At 65.1% G+C, this 15522-nt stretch carries 18 protein-coding genes; 4 read left to right on the top strand and 14 right to left on the bottom strand.

Annotation, left to right across the window (positions count from 1 at the left end):
• Positions 1–54 precede the first annotated feature (54 nt).
• Positions 55–567, top strand: a complete 513-nt coding sequence (locus tag JMO03_RS11430) for a DUF2306 domain-containing protein (protein WP_202843430.1) — start codon at positions 55–57, stop codon at positions 565–567.
• Between the two features lie 809 nt (positions 568–1376).
• Here the strand turns inward: JMO03_RS11430 and JMO03_RS11425 are convergent.
• The 4 genes from JMO03_RS11425 to JMO03_RS11410 are packed head-to-tail and all read right to left on the bottom strand — an operon-like array spanning position 1377 to position 6566.
• On the bottom strand, positions 1377–2828 hold the full coding sequence (locus JMO03_RS11425) for a hypothetical protein (RefSeq protein WP_202843428.1): 1452 nt from the start codon (positions 2826–2828) through the stop codon (positions 1377–1379).
• Positions 2829–2840: 12 nt separating this feature from the next.
• Complete coding sequence (locus JMO03_RS11420) at positions 2841–3914, bottom strand: chymotrypsin family serine protease (RefSeq protein ID WP_202843426.1); 1074 nt, start codon at positions 3912–3914, stop codon at positions 2841–2843.
• Between the two features lie 2 nt (positions 3915–3916).
• The gene (locus tag JMO03_RS11415; protein WP_202843425.1) at positions 3917–5254 is read right to left on the bottom strand and encodes an MBL fold metallo-hydrolase; all 1338 of its coding nucleotides are present in this window, start codon (positions 5252–5254) and stop codon (positions 3917–3919) included.
• Positions 5229–6566, bottom strand: a complete 1338-nt coding sequence (locus JMO03_RS11410) for an alpha/beta hydrolase (protein ID WP_202843424.1) — start codon at positions 6564–6566, stop codon at positions 5229–5231. The genes JMO03_RS11415 and JMO03_RS11410 overlap by 26 nt, the downstream gene beginning before the upstream one ends.
• A 1562-nt stretch (positions 6567–8128) precedes the next feature.
• Between JMO03_RS11410 and JMO03_RS11405 the strand changes: the two genes are divergently transcribed.
• The 3 genes from JMO03_RS11405 (at position 8129) to JMO03_RS11395 (ending at position 9229) form a co-directional block, all read left to right on the top strand.
• On the top strand, positions 8129–8377 hold the full coding sequence (locus JMO03_RS11405) for a DUF3653 domain-containing protein (RefSeq protein WP_202843423.1): 249 nt from the start codon (positions 8129–8131) through the stop codon (positions 8375–8377).
• A gap of 262 nt (positions 8378–8639) precedes the next feature.
• Positions 8640–8825, top strand: coding sequence for a hypothetical protein (locus JMO03_RS11400; RefSeq protein WP_202843422.1), 186 nt, complete (start codon positions 8640–8642; stop codon positions 8823–8825).
• 41 nt (positions 8826–8866) lie between these two features.
• Positions 8867–9229 carry a hypothetical protein gene (locus tag JMO03_RS11395; RefSeq protein ID WP_202843421.1) on the top strand — a complete coding sequence of 121 codons (363 nt, stop codon included), beginning with the start codon at positions 8867–8869 and terminating at the stop codon, positions 9227–9229.
• 223 nt (positions 9230–9452) lie between these two features.
• Here the strand turns inward: JMO03_RS11395 and JMO03_RS11390 are convergent, their stop codons facing one another.
• The 10 genes from JMO03_RS11390 to JMO03_RS11345 form a co-directional block, all read right to left on the bottom strand.
• On the bottom strand, positions 9453–9647 hold the full coding sequence (locus tag JMO03_RS11390) for a hypothetical protein (protein WP_202843420.1): 195 nt from the start codon (positions 9645–9647) through the stop codon (positions 9453–9455).
• Positions 9644–10312 carry a TraX family protein gene (locus JMO03_RS11385; RefSeq protein WP_202843418.1) on the bottom strand — a complete coding sequence of 223 codons (669 nt, stop codon included), beginning with the start codon at positions 10310–10312 and terminating at the stop codon, positions 9644–9646. The genes JMO03_RS11390 and JMO03_RS11385 overlap by 4 nt, the downstream gene beginning before the upstream one ends.
• Positions 10306–11550 (bottom strand): zonular occludens toxin domain-containing protein, encoded by a 1245-nt coding sequence (locus JMO03_RS11380; protein WP_202843417.1) that lies wholly within the window; start codon positions 11548–11550, stop codon positions 10306–10308. The genes JMO03_RS11385 and JMO03_RS11380 overlap by 7 nt, the downstream gene beginning before the upstream one ends.
• Positions 11550–11933, bottom strand: a complete 384-nt coding sequence (locus JMO03_RS11375) for a DUF2523 family protein (protein WP_202843416.1) — start codon at positions 11931–11933, stop codon at positions 11550–11552. The genes JMO03_RS11380 and JMO03_RS11375 overlap by 1 nt, the downstream gene beginning before the upstream one ends.
• Before the next feature lie 2 nt (positions 11934–11935).
• The gene (locus JMO03_RS11370) at positions 11936–13453 is read right to left on the bottom strand and encodes a hypothetical protein (protein ID WP_202843415.1); all 1518 of its coding nucleotides are present in this window, start codon (positions 13451–13453) and stop codon (positions 11936–11938) included.
• A gap of 52 nt (positions 13454–13505) precedes the next feature.
• Positions 13506–13634, bottom strand: coding sequence for a major capsid protein (locus JMO03_RS11365; protein ID WP_202843414.1), 129 nt, complete (start codon positions 13632–13634; stop codon positions 13506–13508).
• A gap of 63 nt (positions 13635–13697) precedes the next feature.
• A complete protein-coding gene (locus tag JMO03_RS11360) occupies positions 13698–13919 on the bottom strand; it encodes a major capsid protein (protein ID WP_202843412.1) in 222 nt (73 codons plus the stop codon).
• Between the two features lie 18 nt (positions 13920–13937).
• Positions 13938–14147, bottom strand: a complete 210-nt coding sequence (locus tag JMO03_RS11355) for a hypothetical protein (protein ID WP_337926405.1) — start codon at positions 14145–14147, stop codon at positions 13938–13940.
• 2 nt (positions 14148–14149) lie between these two features.
• Positions 14150–14422, bottom strand: coding sequence for a hypothetical protein (locus JMO03_RS11350; RefSeq protein ID WP_202843410.1), 273 nt, complete (start codon positions 14420–14422; stop codon positions 14150–14152).
• A gap of 2 nt (positions 14423–14424) precedes the next feature.
• Positions 14425–15321: a replication initiation factor domain-containing protein gene (locus tag JMO03_RS11345; protein ID WP_202843408.1), complete on the bottom strand. Its 897-nt coding sequence runs from the start codon at positions 15319–15321 to the stop codon at positions 14425–14427.
• Between the last annotated feature and the right edge of the window lie 201 nt (positions 15322–15522).

The following is a 15522-nucleotide window of genomic DNA, read 5'->3' as shown; positions in this document are numbered from 1 at the left end:
GTGGTTTCTCCTCCCCTGACGCTGCCGCTGGGGAGCTCTGATCGAGGAAAGGACATGTTTGGGATCACGCCGTTCGGCCTGCTTCATACGTTGATCAGTTGCGTTTCGCTTGGTGCCGGGCTCTATGGCCTGTGGCGCTATGGCGAACTGAGCTATCGAAATCGCAATGGCAAGCTCTACGTCTGGGGAACCGTTGCCGCATGTGTCACTGGCTTCTTCATCGTGCGCCACGGGGGCTTCAGCCAGGCCCACGCGCTGGGCATACTGACGCTTGGTGTTCTGCTGGCGGCATGGGTCGCGGACCGTGGCGCTGCGGACCGCGGCCTCAGGCGATGTTTTGCAGCGTTGGCCTACACGGCGACGGTCTTTTTCCACTTCATCCCAGGCTTCAATGAGACATTGGTTCGGCTGCCGCCATCCAAGCCCATCATTTCAGGTCCAGAGGATCCACTGCTTTTCGTGCTTGTGGGCGTGGTGCTAGCCATCTTTTTAGTGATCGGGCTGATCCAAGCCAAGCGTTTGCTAAGGACTCGTGACCTTGAGGCAGCCAAGCCGACTCCCGTCTGAGTCGGACCTCCGGACCCAGCGATCAACGCAGAATTCCCGACTCAGGCAGGCATTCGATGGGCGTCGTGCGTCGCGGCGCCGTGGAGCCCACCCGGGACGGTGTCGACACGTCAATCGCGGCCTGCAGAGCAGACGCCCCCGTTGATCCGTCGCAGCCAGGCGAATTGCCTCATCCAGATCGCGGTGGCTAGCGGTGCGATGGGAAGTACGCGCGGTGCGGTCGGCTTGCTGAATTCGTAGTTGTGTGGAGCAGGGTATGCCAGCGGGCATTTCTCCCGTCCACGCCAGCCGCGCCCCATGCGGGGCGCACGCACGAACTGGGGAGGAGCTTGAGGTGGTCGCGTCGTGTCCGTGCGCTGCTGGCACTGAGACTGTGCCCGCCCAGGCTCGTGCCTTCTGTGATCGAACGCTCCAATTGGCGCCCTCGGCAGATTGCCGTTTGGACGGAGTAATACCTTCGGAAAGGGGCGCTTCTTGGGGGAGTGCCATGGGCTTTCGGTTCTACCGACGCAGCAACCTAGGCGACGGTCTAGGTTTGAACCTGAGCAAGTTGGGTATCGGCGCCAGCTTCCGAGGCAAGCCCAGAACGATGTGGAAGCCAGGAATGTCCGCTCTTAGCCGAGGGCGAACGCTGGGAGGGGCAGGGGATTTGTGGTGTTTATCGGGGGTAGGGGAGGGAAGGGCCGCTTCCGGCCACAAGCGGTTTTCCATGTTTACTGAAGGCTGGCCAGTCCAAATGCCCCATATCTCCTCATCCCAAGATGGCGTGACGATATCACTAGGTTGGCTAGTAGACGCGCCAGTACCGGCTAGGTCCGCGCCTTGAACCCGGTCAGGAAGGTAATCAGCGCCGCCCCCATCGCCGCGGCCACGAAGGCCATCGCGAACGGCACCAGGGTGCCGACCAGGTTGCGGGGCGTGGGCAGCCAGTCGGGGAGTTTCATGCCGGCGTAGACCATGGCGGTGATGCCGACGCCGACGATGATGGCGATCAGCCAGTCGAACAGCAGGCGTGGACGCAGCTTGCCGCCACGGTTGCGGGCATAGACGAAAATGGTGGCGCCCAGCATGGCGCCGATGATGGTCGCCATCAGGAACAGCAGGGGCGTTGCGTAGCGCACCTCGACCGGTGCGGCGGCATAGGGGCCACCGACCACCTTCAACTCGCCCTGGCCCAGGCCGGTGGAGCGCAGGCGGGTGGTCGCCACACCGGTGGGGCCCACCGTCAGCGAGGTGGCATCCAGCGCACCGTTGTCCAGATCCAGGGTCACGACATCGCCCGGATGCAGGCGACCGCTGCGACCCCGCACGGTGATGTCGCTGACCCCGATGCCGAAGGCGTCGATCTGCGCGGGCGCCATGATGACCAGGGGAATGCGGTGCAGGGGCACGATGGCTTGCGGCACGTCCTGATCGACCGGGGAGACCAGTTGCACCGTGAAAGGATCGTCGGGATCGGCGATGGAGACATCGATCCGCTCCAGCCGACCCCCTATCCGATCGATGGCCAGTTCCTGCGGATTGAGCAGGGCGCCGGCGGCGAGCAGTTGCACGGCGATGGCTTCCGGCAATCGGGCCTGTTCGCCGGGGCGTTCGCGATCAATCAGGCCCACCAGCAGGACGCCGGTGAAGCGGCTTATGTCGCGGTTCCAAGTCAGGCCCTGGACGCGATGCACCAGCGCCAGCTGGCGCAGCTTGCCCAGCGCATCGAGCGCAATCAGCCGGGTGGGCGAGGCCGACTGGGTGCCGTTGCTGTCCTTCACTGTCACCGGTTGCGCGGAGGGATCGCGCACCGCGACGATCTGGCCCTGTTCCAGGGGAATCGCTGCGGTGCCTTCGATATCCAGCTTGCGGCCAGTCTGGTACAGCTCCACGGTTCCCACGCCCGCCTGTTGCCGCAGCACGGCCAGATCGAGCATAGGTGTGGTCGCGGTCGCGGCCGCGGCCGCGGCCGGAGGCTCGGCGGACGCTGGCGCGGGTGCCGGCTGCACCTCCGTGGCGGCAGGAACGCGGGTGACCGGCTCGCGCTCGCTTGCCGCGCGGTCGATGGCTTCCCGCAACTCGCTGTCGCGAACCCGGGTGACCTCCTCCAGCGGAAGGGTGGAGCCGCGCATCCGCTGGACCATGCTGGAAGAAAGCCCGTCCTGTGCGCGCAGCTCGCGGGGGGCGTCGCTCCGCACCACGGACTCCTGTGCCGGTGCATCCGAGGTTCCGGACAGGACTAGCAGCAGGCACACGGCGGAACGCAGGCTGGACTTCATGACGTGTTCTCCTTAGCCGAGGTCGATGTCCAGTTGGTCGAGCACCGCACGAATCGGATTGGCGAACGCGTGCGTACCGTTGTCGGGGCAGGCGAACAGCAGGCCGACCGCGCGGTTGCCGGGTTTTTCGACGATGAGGGCGCCGCTGTCGCCCAACTGCGCGAACAGCGACGCGCCGGCCCGCGCGCGAATGCGGATCTGGTTGACGAAGCGGGTCTGCCGCTCCGGCGCGGCCCGCGACAGCGGCAGCAGCACGTCGCACGCGATGTCGTCCACCACGCCGGAGGAATAACCGGTGGTGCGGGCGTGCTTGTGCACCAACTGGCCCACCGCGGGTGGCGCGATGCCCTGCACGGCGCCCACGGTGCAGATGTCCGCTTCCACGCCGATACCGTTGTCCAGCACGGCCACGGCGGCGTCCACCTGGTTGGTGGCCAGCACGCCGGCCTGGAGGGGCACCGATCGCAGGAGCAGGCCCACGCGATCCTGTGGTGTTCCACCATCTGCGAGCGAAGGCTGGTAGATGATCGAACCCGGTGGCGCGACGCCGTAGTCAGAGAAGACATGGCTGTTGCTCAGCAGCAGCGACTGGCCGCGTTCCGGGGCAAGCCGGGACGTGCAGGGGAAGGCGAGCGTGCCGCCGGCCACCGTCTCCAGCCCGATCGACGCCCCGGGGCGCAGCGGTCGCTTGTGCTGGCGGCGCGCGCGCGAACAGGCCAGCGGCATGGCCGGGAAGGCGGGCGCGGCTTCGATGACGTCGGTGTCGATGCCGTCGATATGGGTGTTGATGCGCGCCCGGGCGGACAGCAGGCGCTTGGGTAGTTTCTGGGAGACATAGAAGCGCACGCACAACGCATCGCCCGGTTTGCCGTTGGTCAGCTTGTGGCCGATGCCGATGGCGTGGATCTGGTGGCCGCCGACCTCCCGTAGTCCGGCGAGCGCGCGGCGGAGGACGAAGGGCGCGAGCGGATGTCGCGAGGACCTGGCGAAGTAGCGGTCGCTGGCTTCGGTCTTGGCCGCGCGCAAATCGGTGGACAGGTCCTCGACGGATCCCGGCGATTCGGAACGGCGCTCCCGGCTGCCCATGTTCAGTACTCGGTCTCCACTTCGAGCGTGCCATCGGCCTGTGCCACGACGGCGATGTTGCCGTCCCAGCTGTTGCTGTAGATGGCCTTGTCCAGCCGCATGCGGGTGAACTGCGGCGGCGGTGCATCGGCGCCCAGGCCTTTTCCCTTGATGCCCACGCGTACCTGGGTGGGTTCGCGCGCCATCGACACGCCGCCGTCGTCGGCCAGCAGCATGCGTATCGCGGCGCGGTTCGGATGGCCGTAGACGTAGGCGTTGTGGGGTTCGTTGATGAAGGCCGTGTCACCGGCCTGGATGACCGCGATCTTCGGGCTGGTGGCGCGGACGAAGTCCGGCGTGGTCGCGTTCATCGAGCCGTGGTGGCCGACTTTCAGCACGTCGACGTCGAAGATGCGCGGGTCCGCCTCGTAGGACTCCAGCATCGCCGACAGGCCCTGGTGCTCCATGTCGCCCACGAACAGGAAGGAAGCTTTGCCGAAATCCACCCGCACCACGACGCTGTCGTTGTTGCGATCATTGGCCCAGCCCACATCCAGATCCACGCGTCCCCACAAGGCCACGATTTTCGGATCGATGCCGCCGGCGCGACGGCAGTCGATGGGGTCGATGACCGCGTTGCTGACCCCGGAGACATTCTTGACGTCGGACTCGCTGAGGCCGACATAGCCGCCTTCGTTCTCGGTAACATAGCGCTGCAAGGCGAGCTGGCCCTTGCGACCGGAGTCGTGGCTGCCGGGTTCGCCGTCGTCGAGCAGGTTGAGCACGTCGAAGGCGGGATCGGCTTCCACCAGGGCCGATGCGCCGTCGGTATGGTCGGAGTGCGGATGCGACAGGACGACCAGGTCCAGGGTGCGTGACAGGTCGTGGCGGCGGCCGAAGAATTCTTCCAGGTAGCTGCGCAGCAGATCGCTGCCGCGTGCGCGCGTGGTGCGCTCGCCGCCGGTATCGATGAGGATGGCGCCGCAGGAGAACTCCAGCAGGATCGCGTCGCCCTGACCGACGTTGATGAAGTGCGCCACCATGGTGGACGGATCCGCGCTGGCCATCGGGAGCCCGGCGGGCGTGGCCGGTTCCGGATAGCTGCGCGGGACGACGGTGTTGCGGGGCGGGGCGTCGGGGCGAACCGGGGTGACGGTGGCCGGGACCTGCGCTGCCGTGCCGTCCGCCGCGGTGGGGCGGGTATCGCGCGCGGGCTCGGATGCCGCTGCAGGGGAGGGTTCGGGCGATGCGGTTGCGGTGGGAGATTCCCGGTTGGCCGGCGCGGTAGCGCAGGCGCCCAAGGCCAGCGCCAATCCGGCGGCCAGGAGCGGACGCTCACGGCTGGCGCGCGGATCGTTCATCGGCAACCTCCGTTGTTTCCGTGGGTGCGGCGTCTGTGGGTGAAGTTTCCGTGGGGGCATCTTCCATGGGGGATGCCGATGGACAGGTGCGGTAGTCCTGCACGGCGACGAAGCGATAGACGAAGTCGGAGAACGCCTCGCCCCAGATGTCGTTATGGCCGGAGATGATGCCCTTCTCCACCCGCACGACCAGATACGGGTTGAACCGCCGGGAACCGGAGTCCGGCGGCGCCATCCGGTTCAGCGCCACCGGACCCGCCGCCCAGTGATCGGTATCGCCACGGCTGTACGCCTGCCACGCACAGGCGAATTCCCCGAGGCTGGCGGTGGTGGCGGTGCCCTTGTTTTCGGTCAGCGTATGGGTCTGGAAGGGCGCGTAGTGGCCGATGGCGCGGATGTTCTGGCTGCGCTGGCGTGCATCGCGGTGCTCGGAAAACAGCGTGGACAACGCGCGCCCGGCCGGGAATGCGCGCTTGGTCGCGGTGTCGGCCTCCGAGGTGAAGATGGCCAGGATCGGCTTCTGCTTCGGGACGAAGGTAAAGCCGGAGGCCTTGCGCTGGATGGCATTGAATCGCGCGGCCTCGAAGGCCGGATTGACCAGCACGATCAGGTCGGCGACGTTGCGGGCCACGCGGTCGCGGTTGAGGAACGCGGTATCGCGGATGAGCATCTGGTTGACGGCGTTGTAGACCACCGCGCCGCCGAAGCTGTGGCCCATGATGACGAGCCGGCTCTCCCGATCCCGCGCGTTGATCTTGGCCAGTTCGGCTAGAACTTCGGTGACGCCGTCTCCGCCCACGCGGTGCGCGCGTCCCTTGCGATCCCAGAAGCTCAGCGTCTTGAACGGTTCCAGGCGGTTGGAGAGTCCGCGCCAGCCGAGATAGACGCCGACCACCTGCCGCGATTGGCACGGCGTGTTGGCGCAGCCTTCCGCGTCCGCGGCGGCCAGATCGAGCAGTAGTTGGCTGAAGGCGGCGACGTTGCCGTCGGCCGGATCGGCATTGTGTTTCCAACCATGGGTGAACACGACGATCAGCAGCGGACGCGTGGCCGCCAGGCTGCCCAGATGGCGGACGAGTTGATCCTTGAGCACCGGCTCGCGCAGGTAGCCCTGGTCATCGAACTCGACGAAACCCAGTAGGGGAGACGACACGCCCTGCGGCGCGCCGGCTACCAGATGCAGTGCATCGCGGGGGCAATCGCGCATGTCGCGGGCGACGCAGTAGTCCGCCGTCTTGAGCTGGGTGCGGTAGGTCTTGCCGGGAACGCAACTGACGGTACCCAGTATCGTCAGCGCGAGGACCAGGACCATGAGGGAAAGGCTCCACCCACGCGAACGCGGACGCCGTTTCATGACGGCCTCCCGGCGCAGGGGAATGACGAGCGGTTCCACGGCAATGGCGGAACGGGCGCAACCATGCGCGACGGGCGCCACTCCGGGCGCGGATCCAGGGGCGACTTTCGCACAACGACCTCCGTGACGATGCGACGGCAAGCATCCAGTCTTTGTCAGCCGCGCGCCGGCCCCTGTATCCCCACCACGGCGCGAGCTTGCGATTTATCAGTAGCAAACGCAGGCCGCAATCAAAACCGGCGCCGATCCGACGGACGGTCAGCGCCCTGTCGAGAACGGGCCCGCCTTGCGTGAACTGCCATCCGTCAGGACGGCAGAACGGATGATGGGGAAGGGAGCACGTGTCCATGCGCTCCGAACCCATCCGTCGTGTTCAGTATGAAACGACAGGTCGCTCGAGCAGAACAAAGGTGGACTATTCAGCTTGCAGGGTGGAGATAACGGACTTGCCTTCGCAGATCGTCAGGCCAGGCGTAATCGGAACCGTTAACTCTGGTAGTGCCACGCGATACGAACGCTGACTGGAGTCAAAGATGCGACCTAGCAGGAGGCTGGGTCATAGTTTTTAGGTGATTAGGAAACTTTATCGGGGGTAGGGAGGAGTGGTCCCCGATGTTGAGCGGACGTTATCGGGGGTAGGGGCGCTGGTTCGCATTGCCGTTCGCTACGCTACTCGGCTAGAAAGACTGGCAACAACAGTCACGATTGGAACTGGATGTGCGCAATTGCCATGCTCTCGGACCTGGAGGCCTGGTTCCCGAGAGTAGGACGTGGCCGGTCGACGGAACTGGTTGATTGTATTTCAGCCGACGCGCGCGCGGCAATCACTGCAAGGTTCCCGGACGACCGCGCATCGCTTCATCTCGCACAATGCGCAGGTTTTCTTCGGAAGTAGGTCTGCAAGTTCGCTTAGAACAAGCGGGCACTCGAATCCGAATTGACTAACGAAGGCATTATACGGGCCGTGGATCTGGGAAATGACGCTGTGGGCGTTGTCACGCCGCACGCTGAGTTGCTGATCCAGAAGCTTCGAGTTCGACCGACAGGCGGTCTCCGGCCGGAAAGGCGGTGTGCTGATACGCATCATGGAACAGTTCGGCGTGCGGTTGTCGGCGGGCAAGGACTTGAGCACGAGCTACGGATTCGTTCTTCCTACGTACTCCACGCTCGCATTTAAGCCGGTGACAGCGCTTTTCGGCAACAGCGCGTGCAGCGCGCCGCCGAACCAACGGTTGTCGGCTCTAAACGGTTACGGCTCATGTCATGGTTAAGGATCAGACGACAGAGTTTCGGTACTACCGACAGATGCCGCGGCGCAGTGGGCTCGTGCGGAAATGACATAATATACATTATGCGAAATGGCCGATGTGGCTCGGCCTGCTGTGGATCTGGCTCGGCACGCGTCTTGCACGGCCGTCGAGTTCCAGCATCGAGGCACGGACGCTATGACCCGACCGCCCTGCTGGCCCGCTGGCCAGCCTTGCCCGAACGAATGCGCCGGAGCGCTGTACGCGCGCCAGGTGCACAACACCCAGCCGCTGCACGGACCGTGGGACGGCTGGCGGCTCGCTGGCCGCGAGCTCGTCGGTCCCGATGGTGACCGGATCAGCCCGGAACGCCTGCGCGGGCTCCTCTGGCGCCAGCAGGCCGAGGCCCGTCGCGATGCGATCAGGGCGCGCAGGAAGCCCCGTAGCGAGCCGCTGGTGACCGTTCTGCGGATCCGCCGGTCGGACTGGCATGCGGAGCGTTTCGGGGTCGCCGCAGGCTGACAGCCGAGACGAAGCCGCGCTACGCGCGATCGCAAGTGCTTGCCCGGGAACCGGGCGCTTACCCGGTCAATTGCCGGGTTCCAGCGTTGCGAGGTCCGAGCTCAGGGCTGTTTGTCTTTACAGCGGCTCCCTCTGGTCGCCCTTGCGCTGCCGGTTCGGCACTTGACCGCGCACCCGGCCCCCTCGATGCGCTCGCCATGGCGAGCATCCGGAAGGAAGCGCCCGGATGCGCGCCATGACCCACTAACAGCGAGGAACCGACATGTACATGATCCTTTCCCGGCAAAACGAGTTCGAATTCACGGTGTCAGCGATCTACGGAGACCTGGAGGCCGCACGTGCCCACGTGGCCACACGGATTGCGGAATGCGGCAGCGGAGCCGACCGGCTCCACCCGGAGGCATTGCAGATCGTCCAAGTGATCGAGACGGCAGGCGGACCGGGCTAGACCCCGCCCCGCCCACGGGTATCATGCGCCCGGGGGTGAGTATGGACGTTCAGACCAAGCGGCCGCCGCGAGACCGACCGGTTTTCATCGACATCATGATCATCGGCGCTGTCATTGCCGCGCTGATGTTCGCGGGACTCAAGCTACTCGGCGAAACCCACCTGGCATGGAACGAGCGCTACGGCGACGTTCCCGCGGCTGAGCCACCGCCACCACCGCCGGCACCGGCCATGACTCAGGGCCGCGCGTGGACAGCGGCCGACGATGCGGAATATCTACGCCTCAAAGCCGAGGCCGCCGAACGCGGTCGACGCTACGAAGAAGCGATGCGCGATACCAGGTGCATCAATGGGACGCGCTTCAAGATCGAGGGCAGCACGTACACAAGCGTAGGCCGCTGTTGACCATGCGCAATGTCGCTTGGAGGGCCGCCGCACTCGCGCTCGCCGCAGCTGTGAGCTACCTGCTATCGACTCGCGAAACCAGACCGGTTGAGTTCGCGTTGGAGCCTGATTGCGACGCAATCCTGATCGAACGCGACGACGGACGCTTCGAATGCTGGCGCGACGGTCGCCACGTCATCTTAGAACGACCACGGCAGCCAGAATGACCAAGGGCAGCGGAGCCCTACCCGCCGTCAACAATGCTGCTGTACCGCGTCTTGCTGATACCGCGCATCCCTTCCCGCAACGCCTCGCAGACCTGGTCGAGGATGAGCAGCTGTTGCGCGGTAGCGTTGGCGCGCAAGGCCAACAATTCGTGTTTGGCACGCTGCATGACGTTACCCGCTTCCAAGGGAACAGCCTGGGTTGGAACGTTCATAGGTAACTCCTGATCAGGGCGAGCACCACCAGGTGCAGAGGATAGCCGACGTAGAACAGCCATTTCAGCCGCGGCGCGGGCCCGTCGAGCGCGTACGCCAGCGCGACCAGCGGCAGCACCGCGAACGACCATAGCGACGCGTTCCAGATCGCGAACAGGCCGGCGACGACGGTCGCTACCATGGCCGGCGCCGATCCTCGCGCGGTCAGCCAGTAGGCTGCGCAGACCGCAGCGGCGCCTAACCATGCGTAATCGACCACAAGGCCGAACGCGAGCAGCAGCAACGCCGGCCACAGCGTGTAGCCCTCGCGCCACAGGCCGATAATCGCGACGCCAAGCGCGAGCGTGAACAGGATGTTCAACGGCACGAACGCGCCTTGCAGGTAAGCGTATGGCACGTGCGCGAGCGCGCCGAAGGCCAGCAGCCGCAGCACCAGCCGGCGCAGGTGTGTAGGCTCACGGACGTGCTGCAGGTTGAGCGCCAGCACCAGCACGAAGGTCGGCGCCACGATGCGGCCGGCCGTTGCGTGCGCGCCCAGGTCGCCGGCGAACAGGAACCAATCGAGGTGATCGAGCACCATCAGCCCGAAGGCGACGAGCTTCAGGAACAGCGCGCCGGTGTCCGACAGCGCGGCCGGCCGTGCCGGTAGCGTCGCGATCACCATGCGGCCTCCCGCATTCCACCATAAGCCGCAGGACGCGCAGCAGGACCGCCCTCGCCCGCCAGCGTCGCCATCGGACCGGATGGGCCTCGCCGCTCCACAGGGCGTTCCTGCAACGGCTGGCGGTCCCCTGCGGCCATCTGCTGCCCGGAGCGCCGGTAAGGGTTGTAAGGCTGGCCCCAGCGCGCCACACGCCGGCACTCACCATCCGCAATGTCGTAGCGGGTGCCCTGCTCCGTCAGGCACGTGCACGCGCTGTCCTTGAACTCGCCCTGGGCATCGGTGCCCGCCTGCCCTGCCATACACATCAGCAGCGGATCAGAGAGCGGCTCCCGGTCATCGAACACCGGCGCCGTGTGCGGCATGGTCGCGAACCGTGGGAGGTGAAGGGCGGCGTACTCGGCGGGCGTTGCCGGTCGGCGTGGTGTCGCCCGGGAGGGCGTGCTTTCGTCCGTGCGGGGGCCGGCCGCGGCTGAGGCCGCGTCCGTCCCCAATCCGACCGACTTGGCGACAGCATCGGGCTGCAACATGCGGAACGCGAACCAACCGGCGAGCACGGCGGCCAACAGCAGCACCGGCAACGCGAACACACGCCACGGAACCCGCGACTTGATCGTGTGTTCTTCGCTGGACTTGTACTTGCCGTACGCCCGGCTCGGGATCGCGCGCGTACTGCGCAGCGCGGCCATCCGCTTGCCTTCGGACTTCACATCCTCGTTCAACTCGCCCCACTTGTAGACATCGAGGATTTGCGTGCGGAACTTGCGCACCAAGTGCGTATGATCGGCGACCAACTGCCGGGCGAACGGATAGATTTGCGCCGGGCCCTGCGTCGTCCACACGAAGTCGATGCCCATATGCCGATGCTCGGCCAGGTCGAGCACGTGCTTGGGCGTGGCCTGCCGGGACGCGTCGTGCAGGTGGCCGAACCACTTCCACGCCTCGTCGACGAACACGATTGCGCCTTTCGGAATGCGGTGCGTGTGCGGCTGATAGGTGCCGGTCGACGGATCGATATCGCCGCCAATCAGCGGGCAGGTGCAATCGCCTTGCGTGCGGTCGACAATTTCGGCCCACCGCTTCGGATCGTCGACGATCGCGGCCAGCCCCGGCTCTAGACCGTTGATCCCCATCGCCACCAGAGGACGCGGGTTACGCTTCTCGCCTTCCGTCATGATGCGGTCAACAAGCCACGCGGTTTTGCCGGTGCCAGGTAGGCCCGTGATGAGTTCGATAGGCATCAGGGCGTGGCTCCAAATCCGCGCTTGAACAGGTATAGCCGGCCCTGCATGACGACGTGCTTGGTCACGATCGCGGACACCACCATGGTGATTGCGCGATCGAACTGCAGAACGCCCATCCACGCGATTGCGGTTGGCGCGAACTCACCGCCGCCGAGGCCGCCATCGGCGTACCCAAGCAACAGATCAATTGCCGGTTCCAACACGATCTTGATCGTGGCGAAATTGATGCCCAGCCAGATCATCGCGGCCATGATGAATAGACCCAACTTGGTCTTGAACATGTAGGTGATGCCGCTCACCACGCCGGCAACGATGGCGCTTGCAGTGAGTCGCTTCGCGAGCGCGGTCGCGCCGCCTACCAGTAACAGAGGCCATGCCATGTCTAGACGCTCGTTGAACCGGAGAGGATGCGCAGCGACAGCAGCGCGGCCAGGAGCAGCACGATTTGCCCGCCCAGCTGAAACCAGCTGCACATCTTGCCGCCGATGATCGAATTGAAATCGATGGTCGTGCTGTAGACGGTCACCACCGGCAGCTGCGGGCACGTACTGCCCCAACCTAATCCGCTGGTGTCGAGTTCACCGGTACCGCCGGGATCGCCGCCGGTGCCGCCGTTGTTCTCGCTGCCATCGGTGAACGCGTCGCCCGGATCACCCTCCCCCGCCGTACGGTCGACCACGGCAGCCGCGTCAACGGTTGAATCCCAACTTTCCGGCGGACCGTCGTTGGTGCCACCGCCGAGCCCATTTTCGGCCAGGCGCTCCAGCGCACAGGCGGCCCGCCAGTGTTGCAGCAGCTGCGCGTATTCCAGAGCGTCGCAGTTCTTGCCCACGCACAGCGGGATCGCGTTGCAGGCGCCGCCATTGACCTTGGTGTCCTTGCGCGTGTTGCAATCGATACGCCACTGAATGCGTGCCTGTCCGCACATGATCACATCGCCCGAGCACGACGGCGGCACATCGCACGATTCACCGCCCGAGAAGCTGTCCGGCGCGTCGTCGTCGGGCTCGCCGTCATCGTTGCTGTCGGGCTTGCACGTGCCATCAGGGCCCTTCACTTGGCCTGCGGGGCAGTTGTTGTCGTTATTCAAGCAACTCCCGTCTGGTGCGCGCGATTGCCCTGCGGGGCAATTGTCCTGCTGCGGCTCGCACTGTCCTTGCGGGTTCAACGCCATGCCACCGGGGCACGCCTCATTGCCGCATTCACCGGTCAGCGGGTCGCGTGCCGTGCCGTCCGGGCAATTCTGCGTCGGCGGCAGACACACGTTCGTGATGTTGCTGTTCCGCCAGCCCGCTGCGCGCTGAGCGGGCGTGCAAGCATTCGGAAACGGTACGTCGCATTTGTCGCCGGACACGTAAGTGATGAAGTAACCCGACTCACCGACGTTGTTGAAGATCGACCCCATGCAGCCGTTGTCACAGGTAGTCGAGCCGTTCGGAATGCCGGCAATCCCGGGATTCCAGTCGCGCCCTGGGCGCTGCGTGCAATCCTCATTGCAAGTGTTGGTTTCTGCATTCCACACTTGACCCGCGGGGCACTGCTGAGCCCACTGAATGGTAGAGAAATTCAGTCCCTCGTAGGCAGGGTTGCCGCACCTCACGGAAACGCTGTAACCCTGCCAGTACCCGGTAATGTTGTGCGGCGGCGCACCTATGCCACCTCGGAAACTGTTGCAACCCCACCCGAGTTCACCGACAGCACCCGGCGTGACTTCGGAAGCCTTCGCGTAGGCTTCGTCTTGGTATTCACATGTCCAGTTGAATCCACTGGTATTTGTGCACGCGGCGCGCGCTTCGTTGCAACCAAAGAACGCAGCGGTCGCGAGTAGCACGAACAGCCAGAACCGCGCGGCGCGGGCGTAGCGGGTCACTTTCCAGAACGTGCGCACGGTCAGTCCCAAAACACGATGACAAGTGCCAGGACGAACGCACAGAGGAAGATCCAGCCTTCCATCACTGGATACTCCGACCGAACCACCGAAACAGCTTGATGTAGGCCAGCGTTACCAGCACGGCAACCGCGACCATGCCGATTGCAACGAGTGCCTCGTTGATCACCGCAACCACTGCACTGGCATCCATTACGTCACCTCGATTCGGAGAAGAACCGGCGCGGGGGTATCGGACCCACCGCGCCGGCGGGCGTTACATCGCGCGACGCACCCACTTGTAGACCTTGATCGCGACGAGGATCAGCAGCACGGCGCCACCGATCAGGCCGATCGGGCCGGCCGCACCCTCGATCGCGGTCACCACGCCGGACACGTCGACGCCGCCACCGCCGCCGGCGAGCGCCGGGAACGAGGCGAGCGAGGCCAGGAGGGCGAGCAGCAGGAACGATGCGTTGAACTTCAGCTTCTGGAACATGGGTAGAACTCCTTTCGGTCAGTTGAATTGCTCTAGGAATTTCCGGATCAGTCGGAGCACGAACGCCACAGCCAGGAGGAACGCTATCGAGGTGCCAATCTGCTGTGCATCCGCAATCGTCAGCTCCGGAATGACCGACGGCTGCGGAATCCATTGTTCTTGGGCGCACGTCCCGGCCTGAACGTCGTAGTCCTCGTACGCGCAGGCCAGGACGTACACCGTGGCCACGGTCAGGCGGCCCGCTTGGCCGATGCCACTGGCACCAGCGGGAGACGACGCGCGATCTTCAGATCGCCGAAGTCGCCGACGCTGACGGCCTGTTCCAGATCGAGCGAGTACTCGCCGACCGGATGGGCATCGTTGGTCGGGCCCAAATCGAGCCGGATGACCTGCCGGAAACGAGGCGTTTCGGCCATTGCTTCCTGGGTGCGGATCACGCCGGAGCGGTCGCCCTTGGCCCACTTCTTTTCTTCGACATGCGTGCTGGTGACGGTGATTTTCATTGCTATGCAGCCTCTTGGATTGATCGTTCGATGGATGCGCGGACATGCGCGTGTAGATCGCCCTTGATTGCTTTCCACCGCCCGGGGCGATCGTTCCGGAGGATGGTCCGTTGCAGCCAGGCGAAGAACGCTTCCGGGCTGTCAAAGCAGGCTGCGAACACGCCGAGCGTCGTGCCCGCCTGCGTGCGCATGAAGCGTTGGGCCGCGCCCACGCTGGTGTCGATGATTTGCTCGCGAAGGCCGAGGCGTTCGACCTCGCCAATCACGAAGGCTTCGAGCATCGGATACGCGGCGCCGAAGTAGCGGCCCGGCTCGCGCAACACGTCGTTGGGCAGGTCGATGCGCTTCGCGTAGAGCCGCAGCTCGCAGCGCGTGTGCTTGGACTCGGGATCGCCGAGCTGCTTGCCCTTCTCGTAGATGTTCAGCTGTTTGTGACCGCGCTGCCCAACGTAGAACGAACAGCCTTTTCCGCTGCCGCAATCGCTCACATGCTGCGCGTTCGGAGGCCGTCCGTTCATGGTGAATTCGCCTTGTTCGTAGAGATTGAGAAAGGTCTGGATATCGAAGGTTTCGCCGGTCAGGTCATCGACGGCGATGTCGACGTGAGATACCCGGGCGCCCAGGTCATCGAGGCGATCAGCCACCTGCGACCATGACGGGACGTGCTGGCACCCCTGCCCTGTCAGGCTGATTTGAATCGCGCCGTCGTCGCGCAGGCCGATCTTTCCGCAGACGTTGCCGCCGCCGTCGACCATCGTTGCGCTGCGCTCGTAGAAGTTGAAAACCCGGTCTTGCAACGGACCGACCGCGATCCCGGTCCCGGTCCCGAACACGTAGCGCAAGACCTCGGTCATCGTCATGCACCGGAACAGCTTTTTTGCCTTGTCGGTGTCGAGCACGGCGACGCAGAAGTCGATAATTGGATGCGTCAACGTCGAACACTGCGGGCCTGCGGCCGGCTTTGAAGTCGTGGGGCTTTCCGCCCCACACCCCGGACCAGCCATGCGGCTGGACCCGTTACTTGGGCCTGCGGCCTGCTCTTTCCGAGCAGGGGCCATGCGGCCGGCTTTCTCAGCGCGTGGGCCTGCGGCCGGCTTTGA

Origin of the sequence: Luteimonas saliphila, assembly GCF_016774335.1 — a bacterium.
Lineage (GTDB): Bacteria > Pseudomonadota > Gammaproteobacteria > Xanthomonadales > Xanthomonadaceae > Luteimonas > Luteimonas saliphila.
Note: the sequence above shows the minus strand (reverse complement) of the source record. Positions and strands in the feature narration are given on the sequence as shown.

Coding starts and splice junctions, on each gene's coding strand:
- JMO03_RS11365 (WP_202843414.1), bottom strand. CDS start 13,634: ATGGATGCCAGTGCAGTGGTTGCGGTGATCAACGAGGCACTCGTTGCA.
- JMO03_RS11420 (WP_202843426.1), bottom strand. CDS start 3,914: ATGGGCAGCCGGGAGCGCCGTTCCGAATCGCCGGGATCCGTCGAGGAC.
- JMO03_RS11385 (WP_202843418.1), bottom strand. CDS start 10,312: ATGGTGATCGCGACGCTACCGGCACGGCCGGCCGCGCTGTCGGACACC.
- JMO03_RS11415 (WP_202843425.1), bottom strand. CDS start 5,254: ATGAACGATCCGCGCGCCAGCCGTGAGCGTCCGCTCCTGGCCGCCGGA.
- JMO03_RS11390 (WP_202843420.1), bottom strand. CDS start 9,647: ATGAACGTTCCAACCCAGGCTGTTCCCTTGGAAGCGGGTAACGTCATG.
- JMO03_RS11380 (WP_202843417.1), bottom strand. CDS start 11,550: ATGCCTATCGAACTCATCACGGGCCTACCTGGCACCGGCAAAACCGCG.
- JMO03_RS11360 (WP_202843412.1), bottom strand. CDS start 13,919: ATGTTCCAGAAGCTGAAGTTCAACGCATCGTTCCTGCTGCTCGCCCTC.
- JMO03_RS11430 (WP_202843430.1), top strand. CDS start 55: ATGTTTGGGATCACGCCGTTCGGCCTGCTTCATACGTTGATCAGTTGC.
- JMO03_RS11425 (WP_202843428.1), bottom strand. CDS start 2,828: ATGAAGTCCAGCCTGCGTTCCGCCGTGTGCCTGCTGCTAGTCCTGTCC.
- JMO03_RS11410 (WP_202843424.1), bottom strand. CDS start 6,566: ATGGTCCTGGTCCTCGCGCTGACGATACTGGGTACCGTCAGTTGCGTT.
- JMO03_RS11375 (WP_202843416.1), bottom strand. CDS start 11,933: ATGGCATGGCCTCTGTTACTGGTAGGCGGCGCGACCGCGCTCGCGAAG.
- JMO03_RS11350 (WP_202843410.1), bottom strand. CDS start 14,422: ATGAAAATCACCGTCACCAGCACGCATGTCGAAGAAAAGAAGTGGGCC.
- JMO03_RS11395 (WP_202843421.1), top strand. CDS start 8,867: ATGGACGTTCAGACCAAGCGGCCGCCGCGAGACCGACCGGTTTTCATC.
- JMO03_RS11400 (WP_202843422.1), top strand. CDS start 8,640: ATGTACATGATCCTTTCCCGGCAAAACGAGTTCGAATTCACGGTGTCA.